A 13,998-nucleotide genomic window follows, 5' to 3' on the forward strand; every position below is an offset into this window, starting at 1 on the left:
GTGTCTGAACTTCGCCTTCTTAGAGTGGTATCATGGATGTATGAAGCTTAAGCTGGATCGTAGCGCTGCCGCGCCACCTGCTGGGGCACAACCTAAGCGACGACGGTATACATCATCGGTTATATTGTTGGTTATTGCCGTAGGGGTGGCCGGGTCTGCCATGGCCGGCATGAATGCCATGCTGCTCAACCGCGACCAAATGATGAGCCAAGCCCGCGTGGCAGCCGACGCTATCTCTGCTGACGAGATATCTCTGCTAGACGGCAGCGACAAAGACCTAGAGAACAAAACATATCAGGATCTGAAAAAACGCATGACCCGCATGCGCGAGGCCAATCCTGGTACCCGATTTGTCTACCTGCTGGGCGTAAAAGAGAGCAACGACGTGTTCTTTTATGCCGATTCAGAACAGGAAGACAGTGACAGCTATTCGCCACCCGGAGAGATATACCCCGAAGCTTCCCTGCGGCTAAAGGCATCTTTTAGTGACGACGCCCCTTTTCTGGAAGGTCCCTCGCGCGATAGCTTTGGCACCTGGATCTCTGCCCTCGCTCCGGTGATAGACCAGTCCACCGGCAAGACGGTAGCCGTTCTGGGGGTAGACGAGCCTGCCAAGGACTACTTTGTTCAGATTGCCATTTACTCTATTATTCCGCTCATTTTGGCGGCTATTCCCCTGACCGTCCTGTATCGTAACCGCAAGCTAGAGGAAAAAGAACGCGAGATAACCGACCTAAAGACGCAGTTTGTATCGGTCGCTTCCCACGAGCTGCGCTCACCGCTCAACGGCGTGCTATGGGCCGTGCAGTCACTTATCAAGCCAGGTGCTTCGCCCAACCTCAAGTCTGACCAGCTCAAACTACTGACCTCGGTCTACAACAACACCGCCTCGTCGGTAGCCACCGTTAACGAGATTCTGGACTTTTCTATCTTTGACCGCAACAAGGCAAACAAACTACTGCACGAGCGGGTAGACCTAAAAGACGTACTGAACGATGTCGAGAAAGTCATGACCCTCAGCGCCCAAGAAGCCGGTGTGACCTTCAAATACCTAGGCGACTGGCCCGAGCACATTCCGGCAGAGGGCGACCCCGGTGCCTTCAAGCGTGCCTTTTCTAATATCTTGTCCAACGCTGTCAAATACAGTCCCAAGGACAGCACTATAGAGCTGTCTTATAAGAAAGAGGCCGGCAACCATGTCCTATCGGTGCGTGACCACGGCATAGGTATTCCGGCCAGTGAACAGTCCAAGGTGCTCGAGGGTTACTACCGAGCCGCCAACGCTACCAAAGTAAAAGCCCATGGTACAGGCATGGGCTTATGGGTTACCAAAAAAATCATCGAACAACATGGCGGCAAACTGGTGCTAGAGTCTAAGGAAAACGAGGGCACCACCATTCACAGCTACATACCCGGTGCCAAAACTGCCGATGAGTCTAACCAGCCGCAGCCAGAATCTGATCCGCCAAAGAGTCAGCGTCCTGATTCGACTTCGACAAATACACCGTAACACCAGCCTCGAGCGCTTTGTTAAGCGTACTGGCTTCTTCATCGTTGCTCAGAATGATAATTGGCAACTCTTTCGTTTTGGGATCTTTGCGCAAGGCATCAACCATTTGCAAGCCATCCATTTCGGGCATGCGTACATCAGTAACTACCAGGTCTGCGTTTGCAGCGGATTCTAGACCCTCTTTGCCATTGGTAGCCTGGATAACTTTTAGACCTTTGGTGGTCAATACTCGTGCCAAACTTTGGCGAATAAGTTCATCGTCTTCGACTAACAAAATTGTTTTACTCATACACTCATAATAACAAACTAATTCCAGCCAAATTCGCCGTAGGTGTTACCCTCGGCTATATTGGTGATTCCAAACAACATGTAGTCCACAAAATTTTCAGGTAATTCGTCCAGATCAAGCCATTTGATATGGTCATGCTCATCAGGTACACCATTCTTTTCCTCACCTGTCCAGGCCAAAGCCTCGAACCAGATATCTATACGAATATCTTTGGCACCGTTGCGGTGCACGGTCATTTTGTACACTAAGTCTTCGGGGCGTATGTGCAGGCCAACTTCTTCCATAGCCTCCCGGGCAGCTGCTTGCTTGAATGTCTCACCGGGATCAACATGCCCGCCTGGCACGCAGTATTCATTGTCCTTGAAGCCCGTATTACTTCGGTAAGACGCCAATATTTTGCCGCCTTTTTTTATGATGACGCAAACACCAGGAATATTGGTGGTTCCCTTGCTGCTCATCGGTCGTCTCCTGCGCCCTTTTGTACTCCCCGAGCCTTGCGGCTGGCTAGCTTCTCGACGTTGTATTGCATAATCTCACCGAGTGGCAAACCTAGGCTGTCAGCCATCACCGCCACATACCACACCACGTCGCCCAGCTCTTTTTTCAGTCCTGCCAGATCTTCGTCGCTAATAACGCCTTCTTTGTAGGCGACAATTTTTTTCCATTTTTCCAACACCTCGCCGGCCTCGCCACTAATGCCCATGGCAAATATGGTTTGGTTCATAAGGTGGTCGGGGTGGTTGATGGCCGTGGTCAGTGCTTGCTTTTGGTATTCGTCAAATGTCATAAGCCCATTTTAACAGGCCAGCCGGGGGTTGGCCGTTTATTTTTGGATTTGGCCGTTTTCGTCTATTTTGACCGCACCCTGGCGTATTACTTCTATCGCGTCGTCTACTACTCGAATAATGGTAGAGGGGGGCTTACCGGGCAGTTCGCCAGCATCTACATAAAAATCAACCATCTCGCCAAAGTATGCCAGCGCCTCGGCATAGTTAGTTGCTGGTGGCTCGTCAGGCAAATTAGCGCTGGTAGTCTGGAGTGGGCCAGTTTCTTCTAACAACGCACGAAGCCCCTCGTCTGCCGGAATACGAACAGGCAAGCTCATCAGACCATGGTCTAGGTATTTTAAAGCTGGCGTCGTAGGCACTACTACACTCACCGGGCCGGGCCAGAAATGCTCGACTGGCTTCAGGTACCGCCTGGGAATACCCAGGTCTACCAGCTGATCAACGCTAGCAGCAATGAGCGTGCCCGGTTTAAGTTCACGCGACTTGATCTGATACAGCCTATTTATAGCCTCTGGATTGTCTGCACGACACATCAGCCCGTACAGGGTATCTGAAGGCACAACACCAACAGCACCCTGCTGCAGGCACGTAATAAGCTGTGGATCGGTGAGGCGTTTAAAGACAAAGCTCACCTAAAGTCTCCTTTTGAGTACGAAAGGCGGACCTGATGAGCGCGCTTTGTCAGTTCTCGCGACAAGGCATATCCGTAGATATGGTGCGAAGCGAAACTGGCAAGGCGTGCCATCAGGCCGTCTTGCAGTAGAAAGAGAGACTTTAGGTGAGCTTTAGGCATAAACTTATATATACTATAGCTAATGGTAGATACGATCATTGAAGACCTAGTCCTCAGAATTGACGATTGGGTACGTTCAACCGATACATGGTTGCAAGTACACCTGATAAATATACTTGTTATTTTGGTGGGTGCTTTGGTTCTTCGGCGAGTCGCTACTGAGCTTTCAAAGCGCCTGCTCAAGCATATTGTCCGTCCAGATGTATACCCTACCAAATCTGACCGCGAAAAGCGAATCAAAACCCTCTATAGCCTAGCTAACGGCGTTATACGTCTGACCGTCTATTCTGTTGCCGGCCTGATGATTATCAGCGAGATACGCCCCGACTACAAAACGGTCTTGTTCACGAGTGCCGGTCTGATTGGCGCAGTCATTGGTTTTGGCGCGCAGAACCTTATCAAGGACTTGGTCAGCGGTATCTTTATCATCATAGAAAATCAGTACCGCATTGGCGACGAGATCACTCTAGTGGCTGGCGCTGGTGTCGGAGAGGTGAGCGGTATCGTCGAGGATATCACCATCCGCACCACTGTCTTGCGTGACCTAAGCGGCAACGTGCACCACATGCCCAATGGCAATATTGGGGTTACCACCAACCAGACGCTTGGCTTTAGCCGCATGAATGAAGATATTGTGGTAGACATACGCACCGACATAGAAAAACTCACCCAAGTTATTAAACAAGTGGGCGAGGAGCTGGCTACCTTGCCAGAGCTAGAAAACAAGATCATAGAACCGCCCTACCTGGCCAACGTCAAAGGCTTGAGTGGTAAGGGCATCAGTGTCCGGGTATTGGCAAAAACAAGTCCGGCCGCCCAATGGAAAATCCGCAGCGAGTTCTACAAGCTACTCAAAAAATCTTTTGATAAACACCATATCAAGCTAGCAGCGAGCACAGACGAAACCTAGTAGCTCTTAGAGCCCTAGGGTTTGATCGGTCAGGTCAGATTCGGGTATGTCGGCTGCTTCATTGGCGGCAGCTGCACTGTCTACCTCTTTGCTAGCGCTATCAACGTCGGCCGTGGTTGCGCCCTGTGTATGGGTCTCTTCGGGTGCTGCAGATTGCTGGCTGGGGTGGTCGCCAGTAGTTTTAGTAGAGTCTTTGGTCTTCATGTAGGCAAACGCGGTTAGCCCGGCCATAACCAGAGCAATGAGAACGGCTACCACGATAACTGCCACTGGACGACCTTTCTTGGAAGCATGGGCTGCCAACATCTGCTGGTGTGGGTCGTGAGTTGCTGCTGGGTTGTCTGCTGCCGCCTTAGCATCAGCTGCCGCAGCTTGTTCGATGATGTTCGGCCGCTTGTTTGGAGGGGGCGTATCAACAACAGGCGTTGGTGCTGACTCTTCGTCTGCCGGAATGAAAGCCGGCTCTTCGTCTGCTGGAGCGGCTGGAGTCTCGACTTTTACCGATGCTGGAGCTGGACGAGATGCCAGCGGCGCCTGCGGACGTGGGCGCTGAATATCCATAACACCGCGACGCACTGGTCCTGGTTTGGGTGTGTCTTTTGGTTCTTCTGTAGTAGTATCGTCAGCCATGGCTACATCCCACCTTCCGTATTTTGGCCTTCTTTGTTCACGAGTTGCTGGCGCAAGCTCAAAAGTGTTGGCTTGATGGTCATCGTGTAATAACTGCGGATATCCTTGCCATCTGCCTCTACTTTGGCACGCAGCTTGCGCGAAGTCTCTAGTGATGCCTTGAAGGCGTCAGGGTCGACCGCACAGTCTAGCTCTGCAAGGTCTTTTAACGATTCCTTGTAGGCAGCCGCGTCGTCGGCGTAGGTCTGGGTCTTGGTTGTGAGGACTGCCAGCTGTTGCTCGTAGACAGTGGTGTCGACGCCTTTGGCCTTGAGCTTGTCCTTGAGTTGCTGCAGGTGCGTCAGAGCCTTTTCGTAGCCTGCATACCTGGTGTCGATCACTTTGGCTCTGGCCTGGGCAGAAGCTACCTTGCCCTGCGCCGCCTTACAGCGGGTGGTTACCCGGGTTTTTTCGACTGCGCTGAGTTTGGTTTTTATTTCGGTTTTGCGCTTTTCTAGGCGTTGTTGCAGGCTGAGTCCTTCGTTGCCGGTCTTTGGGGTGTAGGTGCTGGTTTGTGGGATATCACCACCGGTCTGTTCGACCGCACCGACTACGCCAACAGACATCACGGGCACCAATAAGACCGCGGCGAGTACTAGCTTTAGACGTATTTTCATCAATGAGCTCCTTGTTGATAATTCTACCATAAGTACTTCAGTCCACCCCGAGCGAAATTCCGTCTTTCGTTTCGCTGATAAGCTTCTCTTTTATAAGGTCGGTTAGCACCGCTGTGAGCCGATCATCTTCAACCAGGTCGGCTAGTTCTTTGCGGCTATAGCGCTGTGCATGGAGGGCTTTGAGTACACGGCCCCTCACCTGTCGCTTAGACCCTTCAAAAGTAGACTGTCTGGCATAGTGCTTGCTACTCCGCGATGCGTTTCCTACCGTCGTTTTCAGATGTACACCATAATCCATCAACGCCCAATACCATTCCCGTGGATGCTCGCCGTCTAGTGCCTGCTCTACCAAGGGCAAGATTTCTTTGTCATCAATGGCATCACGGTCTGCAAAAAAGTGATGGATAAAAACCGTCCGAATGTTGGTCTCTATAAAAACCACCTGCTGATTGTAGGCGTAGGCAGCCACGGCCGCAGCCGTGTTGTAGCCAACGCCCTTGCAAGCCACCATATCCTGGATAGTCCACGAATGGGACGCTTGAGCTAGTTGTTGGGCTGCCTCGTGCAGGTACTTGGCTCGACGGTTATACCCCAGCCCGCTCCAGGCTACCAGCACTTTGGCCAGGGGCGTCGCGGCCAAGGCTTGAGCAGACGGAAATTGCTGTAAGAATGCAGTATATTTCGGGACCACTCGTGCTGCTTGGGTCTGCTGCAGCATGATTTCTGAGACCAAAATCTTGTAGGGGTCAAATGTACCATCGGACTCTGGCAGACGCCACGGCAAAGCCCGCCCATACTGGTGGTAATACTGCCACACCATCTCCTGGAAGTCGCGCATTTCCATATGGTGGCTATTGTAACCGAGGTTCCCACTTTTCGTTCTCTGAGTCTACCGGAAGGGGGTGAGTAGACTCTTGAACTCGTCAGTGTAAATAGTTATTTACAGAAGTAGTATGACAAACAGATAGTTGGGGGTGGAGAAGCCCTGGTGGGCAGGCGTTCTGCGGGACACTTCGTGCACCTGCATACTTGCCTGCCCACCATGGACCATCAGAGGACGTTACCGTCCTTGTCCAGAGTGGCCATCTCGGCCGCATGCGTCGTGACCCGGACGGTCACGAAGCGGCGATCGATCTCGACATCGTAGAAGTCGACGTAGTCGTCGTACTTCCTGCGAATGTGCTTACCGGTCAGGATGCCCTCCAGGTACAGCATGACTGCCATGGTGGGGTCGACCTGCAGTATGGCTAGGTCATCGATCTTGTACATGCGCATGTCGTGGTCGAACAGCGACTTGATGCGTGGCAGAAGACTCGAGGGAGGGACCCAGTTGTCGTGAGGGCTGATGCGCCACTCGGTTCGCCGAGGTCCGATACCCCACAGACGGCGCTGGCGCATCGAGCCATCGACACCGAGGATGTGGGCGTAGGTCGTCCTGAGCTGAACATCCATGGTTCCGTATTGCGTGGTTGCCAAGGTATTGCCTCCTCTTTGGAGTAGGGTCAGGTCGGTCGCAAAAGCGCCGCCTGCTGGCAGGGAGTAGATACAAGATAGAGCTCTATTTTTTTGCCAAAAAACAAAGTTCTATCTTGTATCAATCTATCTGTTTGTCAAAAAAGCATCTCCGCGAGTCACCTCAACAAAGATTAAGTATATTTTAACATATTTTATAAAAAACATCAACTATTGTATGCAATCGTCCGAGGTTCATAAAAAGAATGACAAACAGATAGATTGGGGGAGCGGCGGACTGCCAGATCAGGTTGCATCTGGCAGTCCGCTACGCCACTAGACGAGATGGACCGGGGTCTACTCTTCGGGCAGTTCGATGATGTTGTCCTGGCGGTCCAGGAATGTCAGTGACGGCCCGGAAGGCACAACGCGAACGACCATGTGCCGGCCTTCCAGCTGGACAGGAGTCATTTCGACGTGGGTGTCGTAGTTCACGGCGATGTAGAGGTGATCCATGGTGAGCAGGCCCTCCAGGAACATGCGGACGGCAGCCCGAGACGAGACTTGTGCAACCGCAATCTCATCGACCTTGCCGAGGATCTCGGCGTACTTCATGAACCAATAGAGGGTGCCCTGCATCAGGCTGATGCGAGGAGTGGAGTACATGGGCCCGGTGAAGTTGGTCTCCCACTCGGTACGAAACAGGAATCGCAACCACGGAACCTTGTGCTTGGCACCAACGGCGTCGAAGAACCTGACACCGGTAGTCCAGCCCTCGAAGTTGGTGGTGTGGATTTCGGTACGGGCAGATTTCATAGCGATCCTTTCGGTAGATGACGACCTGACCTTGGTCAGATGGGGTTTCCCATGATGTCGAGCACGCTCATGGCAGCTATCCTCGGAACGACCCGTACTGTCAGATTTCGCCCAACGAGCTGGACGTCCGGGATATCGACGTAGGTGTCCTGTTCCACGGCAGCCCTGAGATGGTGTAGCTGAAGTAATCCGCCTAGGTACATCTGAACCGCGTCGGTAGGACCGACCAGCAGCGTCGCGATGCAAGCCCCGTGGCCCCATGCCTCGTAACACTCGAACAGGTGGTCGATGAGCGGGAGCAAGTCCACGGGCTGCCAATCAGTGGCGGATTGGCCGGGTAGCAGTTCGTTGTAGAAGTTGCTACGCCAGACGGTCCGACGCCAGAACCTCCAGTGACGAACCTCGCACTTCGTGCCGTGGATGCCGAAGAAGTCAGCCGAATCGGGCTTGGCCCTGAAGTGATTTCGGTTGACCTCATCATTCGTAGCAGTTGTCATGGTAGTCCTTTCAGACGACGCTGATGGGGGAAATACAAGATAAGGCTCTGGCCTCTTGTTAAAAACAGGGTCTTATCTTGTATAAATCTATCTGTTTGTCAAAAAACATCTTTGGAGGGTACCTCCGTAAAGAATTTGTATACTATAGTATAAAATTATATAGAACGCAATACACCTAGCGGCGTTACAATAGGGGTATGGTTACCGCTCTGGTGCGTTTTCTAAAGCGCTTTTTGATTCTTATTCCCGGCCTGATTATTGTCTACTTTGCCGTAGCAGACTTGGTGCCGTTCCTGCATGACCAGTTGTCTGTCTCTTGGGCTGTGGCTTTTCTGCTGGCCTATGTTGTGTCGGCCTATCTGCTCATTCCCACCGCTATTCGTGTACTGCGGTCTATTTTTCCGGCCCGCCACATTCCGCTGTACTCCACCACTCCGGACGGATTTGCCTGCGACCCCATAAACGTGGGCATTGTAGGCACAGAAAAACAAGTACGGCGAGCCATGAAGCAGGCAGGGTGGCACGAGGCAGACACCCGAACGCCCAAAACTATCCTGCGGCTGGTTATGAGCTTTGTGCTAAAAAGGCCCTACTCTACCGCACCCTTCAGTAACCTCTATCTGCTGGGCCGCAGCCAGGACCTGGGATTTCAGCTGCCGCTGGCCAATGATCCGTCTCATCGCCACCATGTTCGCTTCTGGGCAGCCAGCCACACCGGCAACCCCAGACATTTAGATCATGTGTCTTTTTGGCATCGCCTTCACCGGTCTACGGCAGCCGACAAACGCACGCTGTGGGTGGGCGCGGCCTCGCTGGATACCGGGCTGGGAGTTATCCGGCACAACGCCCAGATCACGCACATGATACATCCGGACACCAACGCCGAAAGAGAGTTGATTGTCAGAACACTCAAAAAAACCAGGCTGGTCAAAAAGAGCCGCAGCGAAAAGATCGGCAACCCATACCGTCTGACAAATCGAGTGCTGACCGGCTACCTGCACACCGATGGCACCATGAAAATTCTAGAACTGTAATGAGAAACCCGCCAGGGCGGGTTTCTCACCTCACCCCACCCCACTTTTCGTTCTTTTAGAACTCGTCAGTGTAAATAGTTATTTACAGAAGTGGTATGACAAACAGCAGGTAAAGGGGTGGCGGGTCGCCAGACAAAAAGAATCGCCTGGCGACCCACCCCGTAGCTAGAACCAGCCGCCTTGATGCTCGGCCGGGTTGAGCATGCTGAAGCCGAAGGCCATCTGGCCACCCTGACAGGACGGGAAGAAACTTGGGTGTTGGCGAGCGACCTCGCGGTACAGCTGCTTGAACTGCTCCTTGAGGCGCCTGCCACGACCGAAGGTGCGGATCCGGGTGTAGTAGTAGACGTTGATGCGGTCGCTTTCCATGGCCACACCGGCGACTTCGGGCAGCTCGAGCAAGCGACGCTTGAGCTCTCCTTGGACGAGGGTCATGGCCTGGGGGTCGTGGTCGGGCGCAACCCAGCTGTCATGGGACATGATGAAGCCCCAGATGGGAGAGGTTCGATCACGACGACGGCACGAGGGTCCTCGACGATGAGCTCCGGACGGACGGGTCGTGGTCGGGCGTTTTGTCCAACGCACGTACTGCTTCTCCTCTGTAGAGGGGCGAGTGCGAACTAGGTAAGATATCGAGAATCTGTTTGTAGATTCCCCATATCTTACCTAGTAAATACCTGTCTGTTTGTCAAAAAACGTCCCTTTGGCTATCCAAAAAGACTGTATATTTATACTATAAAAACCACAAAATTGCAATACTTCCCACTGGCACCTATAAACCTCCCTCAATCCCAAAACACGTCGAACAGGACTTGTGTCCCGTGCTAATGTTTTATTAGGACCTATCTGGGCCCGCCAGGATTGGCTAAGAATCGCCCCCCACACCTAGAGCAGTAGTCGTGATTATACCCATGCCCAAAAGCCGCTCCACAACAAGGAGTCCGGATACCAATCCATACCAATACACGTATAAATAACGGGAAGCGCTTCATAAAAAATAAACCCCTTAAATAAAAAGGACAGCCATCGCTGGCTGTCTAGACCTTCTCAACGGGGTTTATTCCAATTGATAGCAAATGGCTGCCCATTTTTATGGAATAAAAAAAGTCCCGATGTGTTAAGAACGTCTAGACAAGAGGGATTATATCAATAACTAGGGGTGGTTGCTATAGGGAGTAAACAATCCTAGAGTACCAGCTCCGGATGGTCTAGAAAGGTAAAGAGACTCCGGAGAGTCTCTTGCACAGGTGCTACGTGAAATAGTGTAGCAAGTAAAATCCCCCAGCACCATATGGGAGGGGGGTTTAGTAGTGTTGCAACTGCTTCTACTCTAGCAGGGTTTTTTAGAAATGCTCTCAAAAGAGTTGCACCCACCCCTGTAAAGTGTTAGAATATACACAACAAAAGCTGTCTAGGCCAATGAAGTATACAATAGCGGACTTGATGTCCGACTTTCCTACTGATGACTCCTGTTTGGATTGGTTGGTTAACTACCTTTACCCTCACGGAATATTCTGCATACAGTGTGATCGCTCAACTAAGCACACTCGGGTTAAAGGCCGCAAAACCTATGCTTGCCAGAGGTGCTCATGGCAGGTTAGCCCGATGAAGGGCACGATCTTTGAAAACACCCATGTCCCACTTAAGAGCTGGTTCCTCGCTATATACCTGATGGCCACCAATAAGGCCGGTACAAGCGCTAAGCAGATTGAGCGCGAGGTAGGCGTCAGCTATCCTACGGCCTGGAAGATGATGCACGATATACGCAGTCTGATGCAGCCTCCAGATAAGCAGTTGGCGGGTGAGGTTGAGATAGACGAAACATACCTTCATGCTAATACCTATAAAAGATCATCGGCTCGCAAGCGATACGGTTTTGACGCACGGCGTACAGGTGAAGTGGTCGTGGGCATGGTGGAGCGTGGAGGCGCAGTAAAGGTGTGGCACGTTAAAGCAGCGGGAGCAAGGGTGTTGCATCCGCTGATCGCTCGCAACGTCAGACAGGGTACACTTATTCATACTGACGGCTACATAGCCTACCGCTCACTGCCTCGTATGGGGTATCAGCACCGCTGGACTGAGCATGGTAAGGGTGAATACTACCGGGAGGATAGCTACACCCAGAATATCGAGAATGTGTGGTCTCATTTTAAGCGGGGCATCAAGGGGGTGTATCGGCATATTGGGCCGAAGTATGTACAGGCTTATGCCAATGAGTATGCTTGGCGGTATTCGAATCGCAAGCGTGCGAATATGTTTTGGGCTTTGATGTGTAGAATTGACAAAAGATAGGCTGTTCTCTATGGGCTTTCTAGGGATAGTCTGGTATATACTATAATTATGACAAGGTCAGTTACCGATGAATAAAGCCGCGATTATTGCTCAGATCGAGCAAGAATTTTCGCAGAGATTCCGCGTAATCGACAACACAGGCACCGATAAAAAGGTGGTTGCCGGCCAGTTCCCGGACGTGATCATGATGCGTCCCGAACCGCCGCCCAACAGCGATATTCTGTTCGTTATGAAGATTGAATCGGGTGAAAACTTAGTTGATAGTGTAGCTGAGTGGAAGGAACTCGGTAGTGGCTCGGGCGTGCTGTATATCATCGTACCTGACCACAGGCTAGATCTGACCAAGAAGCTAGCCAGCGCTACAAACGTTCGCGCTAGGTTTGCCGCTTACACTACAGCCAAGGACGGGACGGTAACCATAAGATATGAGTGATTTGACGCTCGTTGCCATAGGCGCCATCTTGGGTGCCATCTTGGCCATTGTAGGTGGCTACGTTGGAGATGAAGTTCGGGCGTGGCGCGAGCGTGGCCGCGAACGCAAGTCAATCAAGATTTGTCTTTCGGACGAACTGCATGACATCGAGACGACCATTGGCAGTATGCATCAGGTATGGGAGTCGGCACAGCTATTTCACCCCAGCTACGTTACCGATCTGATTGGCGGTACCTCTTCGTATGACACCCTGCGACCACGGCTCTTCCTCATCAAGGACCAGAAACTCCGTAAAGAGATTGGCGATTTCTATAAAAAGCTGAAGGACACCGCCCGCAAGACCGAAGGCAAGATCGGCACATTAGCACAGACTCAAGAGGCAGCTGCCGATCAATCCGGTTTCGATAGCTCATTCCAAACTCTAGCTGGTGAAGCAAAAACGCTCCGCGAGAAGCTCGAGTAACAAAGCGTCCTGGGTATCTATTTCTTTTTCTGAACCTGGTCAGTCTTCCGCACCACCGTCTTCAAAACCCTAAAAAACTGCTTCTTTGTGATAGTCTTTGTCTTTGCTGTCATGGGTTTATTTTAGCATGGCTATATTGAACAGGCCTTTCAGCTCGTAAGGGTAGCCGGTACGTAGGCCACGTGATACCATATATCCGTGTTTCTGTAAGGAGCTCGGCCGAGCTCCTTTTCCACTCGAATAGGCCATGATAAAATACAAACACGGTTTGTCGTATAACAGAAGCTTCTTGTCGGGCTTCTGTTGTTTTATTAGGGCCTATCTGGGCCCGCCAGGATTGGTGAGGACTCGAACCTCACATCTTACGGTTTGTCGTACGTTCTATCCGTTATAACTACAATCCACATCCATTTTCCAACCAAAAAGGAGCTCCGGCCGTGAGGCCATTGCTCCTTTGATTAGCCCTTCTATGCTACGCCTAAACATAAGTGGTATCAAGTTGGATTGAGGGAGGTTTATAGGTGCCTTCCCACTTTTCGCTCTCTTAGAGCTCGTCAGTGCAACTACTTATCTGCAGAAGTGGGTATGACAAACAGATAGTTGGGGTGGGGGCTGGTTAGCCAAGGGCACGAACAAGTTGGAGTAGAAACGACACAATCGCCACAGAGATGATTGCGGCAACGATAATCCGTGCCCAATCCAGTGGCAGAGTCGTGAGCCGACTGTTTCGAACCTCTAGATACCAACTCACCACTAGTGCAAACAGAAACGACAAGACAAATGCCAAAGTTCTCCTTTCCAGAGAGACTATCACCCAAAGCGGCAGGCAGGTTTTTCTGAGTGTACATCGTTGTACAAACGTACTTTGCCTGCCTGCCGCAGTCGGCTACCTACGCTTCACGCGGGATGAAGCGCGGGCGAGCTAGTGGTCGGCGTAGATGGGCTCGGAGGTGGTGGGCTCGCCGTCGGCGTCGACGGTGAGAGTCGGGTCGGTGTTGGAGAAGTGGAAGAAGCCGTCGCCAGCGGGGTCGTCGGTGGGCCCGTTGTTGTCGTCGCGATCGTCGATGATGCTGAGGTCACTCATAATGATCCCCTTCCTCACTTGAAAGCACTCTACGCTTTCTTAAGCATGCACTGCTGCTGCACACAAAGTGAGGGATGAACTCGGGAAATTCCCCGAGCTTATCCCTCACTTTGTATCTATCTGTTTGTCAAAAAAACATCCTCGTGAACAAAAAGCTCAACAAAGATTACAGTATATTACCATAAAAACGTCAAAATATCAAAGATAAGCACACCTGAATCACGAAACTAAATAGCAGCCCAAACATTTGTTACCCTTTTAGTGTCTAAACAAAAAGGAGAAAACAAAATGTCTGTGCTGCACCACCATAATATCTTGCCTCTGTTTGTTTGGGTAGACGATGCGTTAGCA

Annotated in this window: 19 protein-coding genes; 6 read left to right on the forward strand and 13 right to left on the reverse strand. The window is 51.6% G+C overall.

The features are described from left to right. Positions 1-40: 40 nt before the first annotated feature. The gene (locus VK694_08140; protein ID HTE58679.1) at positions 41-1,510 is read left to right on the forward strand and encodes a HAMP domain-containing sensor histidine kinase; all 1,470 of its coding nucleotides are present in this window, start codon (positions 41-43) and stop codon (positions 1,508-1,510) included. Here the strand turns inward: VK694_08140 and VK694_08145 are convergent. Genes VK694_08145 through VK694_08160 form a run of 4 tightly spaced genes read right to left on the reverse strand, consistent with a single transcriptional unit; the run spans position 1,437 to position 3,219 of the window. Beyond that, positions 1,437-1,799 carry a response regulator gene (locus VK694_08145; GenBank protein HTE58680.1) on the reverse strand — a complete coding sequence of 121 codons (363 nt, stop codon included), beginning with the start codon at positions 1,797-1,799 and terminating at the stop codon, positions 1,437-1,439. The genes VK694_08140 and VK694_08145 overlap by 74 nt on opposite strands. 17 nt (positions 1,800-1,816) lie before the next feature. Then, entirely contained in the window at positions 1,817-2,257 is a 441-nt protein-coding gene (locus tag VK694_08150) for an NUDIX domain-containing protein (GenBank protein HTE58681.1), read from the reverse strand. Then, entirely contained in the window at positions 2,254-2,586 is a 333-nt protein-coding gene (locus VK694_08155) for a nucleoside triphosphate pyrophosphohydrolase family protein (GenBank protein ID HTE58682.1), read from the reverse strand. Before VK694_08155 ends, VK694_08150 begins: the two co-directional genes overlap by 4 nt. 36 nt (positions 2,587-2,622) lie before the next feature. Then, entirely contained in the window at positions 2,623-3,219 is a 597-nt protein-coding gene (locus VK694_08160; protein ID HTE58683.1) for an L-threonylcarbamoyladenylate synthase, read from the reverse strand. 183 nt (positions 3,220-3,402) lie between these two features. Here VK694_08160 and VK694_08165 point away from each other — a divergent pair, with 183 nt between their 5' ends. Further along, on the forward strand, positions 3,403-4,290 hold the full coding sequence (locus VK694_08165; protein HTE58684.1) for a mechanosensitive ion channel family protein: 888 nt from the start codon (positions 3,403-3,405) through the stop codon (positions 4,288-4,290). Between the two features lie 6 nt (positions 4,291-4,296). On the opposite strand, the gene VK694_08170 is transcribed toward VK694_08165, so the two are convergent. The 6 genes from VK694_08170 to VK694_08195 all read right to left on the reverse strand — a co-directional run bounded on the left by VK694_08170 (position 4,297) and on the right by VK694_08195 (position 8,341). Continuing rightward, on the reverse strand, positions 4,297-4,920 hold the full coding sequence (locus VK694_08170; GenBank protein HTE58685.1) for a hypothetical protein: 624 nt from the start codon (positions 4,918-4,920) through the stop codon (positions 4,297-4,299). A gap of 2 nt (positions 4,921-4,922) precedes the next feature. Next, positions 4,923-5,576: a hypothetical protein gene (locus VK694_08175; GenBank protein HTE58686.1), complete on the reverse strand. Its 654-nt coding sequence runs from the start codon at positions 5,574-5,576 to the stop codon at positions 4,923-4,925. Between the two features lie 37 nt (positions 5,577-5,613). After that, positions 5,614-6,420, reverse strand: a complete 807-nt coding sequence (locus tag VK694_08180) for an A/G-specific adenine glycosylase (GenBank protein ID HTE58687.1) — start codon at positions 6,418-6,420, stop codon at positions 5,614-5,616. 206 nt (positions 6,421-6,626) lie between these two features. Further along, on the reverse strand, positions 6,627-6,845 hold the full coding sequence (locus VK694_08185; GenBank protein ID HTE58688.1) for a hypothetical protein: 219 nt from the start codon (positions 6,843-6,845) through the stop codon (positions 6,627-6,629). Positions 6,846-7,385: 540 nt separating this feature from the next. Then, on the reverse strand, positions 7,386-7,844 hold the full coding sequence (locus tag VK694_08190) for a hypothetical protein (protein ID HTE58689.1): 459 nt from the start codon (positions 7,842-7,844) through the stop codon (positions 7,386-7,388). Between the two features lie 35 nt (positions 7,845-7,879). Then, positions 7,880-8,341 (reverse strand): hypothetical protein, encoded by a 462-nt coding sequence (locus tag VK694_08195; GenBank protein HTE58690.1) that lies wholly within the window; start codon positions 8,339-8,341, stop codon positions 7,880-7,882. 197 nt (positions 8,342-8,538) lie between these two features. Between VK694_08195 and VK694_08200 the strand changes: the two genes are divergently transcribed. Further along, a complete protein-coding gene (locus tag VK694_08200; protein HTE58691.1) occupies positions 8,539-9,375 on the forward strand; it encodes an LssY C-terminal domain-containing protein in 837 nt (278 codons plus the stop codon). Positions 9,376-9,540: 165 nt separating this feature from the next. On the opposite strand, the gene VK694_08205 is transcribed toward VK694_08200, so the two are convergent. After that, complete coding sequence (locus tag VK694_08205) at positions 9,541-9,855, reverse strand: hypothetical protein (protein HTE58692.1); 315 nt, start codon at positions 9,853-9,855, stop codon at positions 9,541-9,543. A gap of 1,125 nt (positions 9,856-10,980) precedes the next feature. Here VK694_08205 and VK694_08210 point away from each other — a divergent pair. From VK694_08210 to VK694_08220, 3 genes are all read left to right on the forward strand, one after another. Continuing rightward, on the forward strand, positions 10,981-11,667 hold the full coding sequence (locus tag VK694_08210; GenBank protein ID HTE58693.1) for an IS1595 family transposase: 687 nt from the start codon (positions 10,981-10,983) through the stop codon (positions 11,665-11,667). 67 nt (positions 11,668-11,734) lie between these two features. Continuing rightward, the gene (locus VK694_08215; protein ID HTE58694.1) at positions 11,735-12,100 is read left to right on the forward strand and encodes a hypothetical protein; all 366 of its coding nucleotides are present in this window, start codon (positions 11,735-11,737) and stop codon (positions 12,098-12,100) included. Next, a complete protein-coding gene (locus VK694_08220) occupies positions 12,093-12,563 on the forward strand; it encodes a hypothetical protein (protein HTE58695.1) in 471 nt (156 codons plus the stop codon). Before VK694_08215 ends, VK694_08220 begins: the two co-directional genes overlap by 8 nt. A 616-nt stretch (positions 12,564-13,179) precedes the next feature. Here VK694_08220 and VK694_08225 read toward each other — a convergent pair. Together VK694_08225 and VK694_08230 are read right to left on the reverse strand one after the other, a co-directional pair. Next, complete coding sequence (locus VK694_08225; GenBank protein ID HTE58696.1) at positions 13,180-13,350, reverse strand: hypothetical protein; 171 nt, start codon at positions 13,348-13,350, stop codon at positions 13,180-13,182. 135 nt (positions 13,351-13,485) lie between these two features. Then, complete coding sequence (locus VK694_08230) at positions 13,486-13,647, reverse strand: hypothetical protein (protein ID HTE58697.1); 162 nt, start codon at positions 13,645-13,647, stop codon at positions 13,486-13,488. Positions 13,648-13,998: the final 351 nt, after the last annotated feature.

This window comes from Verrucomicrobiia bacterium, assembly GCA_035489575.1.
GTDB lineage: Bacteria > Patescibacteriota > Saccharimonadia > Saccharimonadales > JAGQNK01 > DATHJY01.

What these genes read in the sequence shown, in the direction of transcription:
- VK694_08140 (HTE58679.1), top strand. Translation starts at nt 41, where the DNA reads ATGAAGCTTAAGCTGGATCGTAGCGCTGCCGCGCCACCTGCTGGGGCA.
- VK694_08145 (HTE58680.1), bottom strand. Translation starts at nt 1,799, where the DNA reads ATGAGTAAAACAATTTTGTTAGTCGAAGACGATGAACTTATTCGCCAA.
- VK694_08150 (HTE58681.1), bottom strand. Translation starts at nt 2,257, where the DNA reads ATGAGCAGCAAGGGAACCACCAATATTCCTGGTGTTTGCGTCATCATA.
- VK694_08155 (HTE58682.1), bottom strand. Translation starts at nt 2,586, where the DNA reads ATGACATTTGACGAATACCAAAAGCAAGCACTGACCACGGCCATCAAC.
- VK694_08165 (HTE58684.1), top strand. Translation starts at nt 3,403, where the DNA reads ATGGTAGATACGATCATTGAAGACCTAGTCCTCAGAATTGACGATTGG.
- VK694_08170 (HTE58685.1), bottom strand. Translation starts at nt 4,920, where the DNA reads ATGGCTGACGATACTACTACAGAAGAACCAAAAGACACACCCAAACCA.
- VK694_08175 (HTE58686.1), bottom strand. Translation starts at nt 5,576, where the DNA reads ATGAAAATACGTCTAAAGCTAGTACTCGCCGCGGTCTTATTGGTGCCC.
- VK694_08180 (HTE58687.1), bottom strand. Translation starts at nt 6,420, where the DNA reads ATGGAAATGCGCGACTTCCAGGAGATGGTGTGGCAGTATTACCACCAG.
- VK694_08185 (HTE58688.1), bottom strand. Translation starts at nt 6,845, where the DNA reads ATGTACAAGATCGATGACCTAGCCATACTGCAGGTCGACCCCACCATG.
- VK694_08190 (HTE58689.1), bottom strand. Translation starts at nt 7,844, where the DNA reads ATGAAATCTGCCCGTACCGAAATCCACACCACCAACTTCGAGGGCTGG.
- VK694_08195 (HTE58690.1), bottom strand. Translation starts at nt 8,341, where the DNA reads ATGACAACTGCTACGAATGATGAGGTCAACCGAAATCACTTCAGGGCC.
- VK694_08200 (HTE58691.1), top strand. Translation starts at nt 8,539, where the DNA reads ATGGTTACCGCTCTGGTGCGTTTTCTAAAGCGCTTTTTGATTCTTATT.
- VK694_08205 (HTE58692.1), bottom strand. Translation starts at nt 9,855, where the DNA reads ATGTCCCATGACAGCTGGGTTGCGCCCGACCACGACCCCCAGGCCATG.
- VK694_08210 (HTE58693.1), top strand. Translation starts at nt 10,981, where the DNA reads ATGAAGGGCACGATCTTTGAAAACACCCATGTCCCACTTAAGAGCTGG.
- VK694_08215 (HTE58694.1), top strand. Translation starts at nt 11,735, where the DNA reads ATGAATAAAGCCGCGATTATTGCTCAGATCGAGCAAGAATTTTCGCAG.
- VK694_08220 (HTE58695.1), top strand. Translation starts at nt 12,093, where the DNA reads ATGAGTGATTTGACGCTCGTTGCCATAGGCGCCATCTTGGGTGCCATC.
- VK694_08230 (HTE58697.1), bottom strand. Translation starts at nt 13,647, where the DNA reads ATGAGTGACCTCAGCATCATCGACGATCGCGACGACAACAACGGGCCC.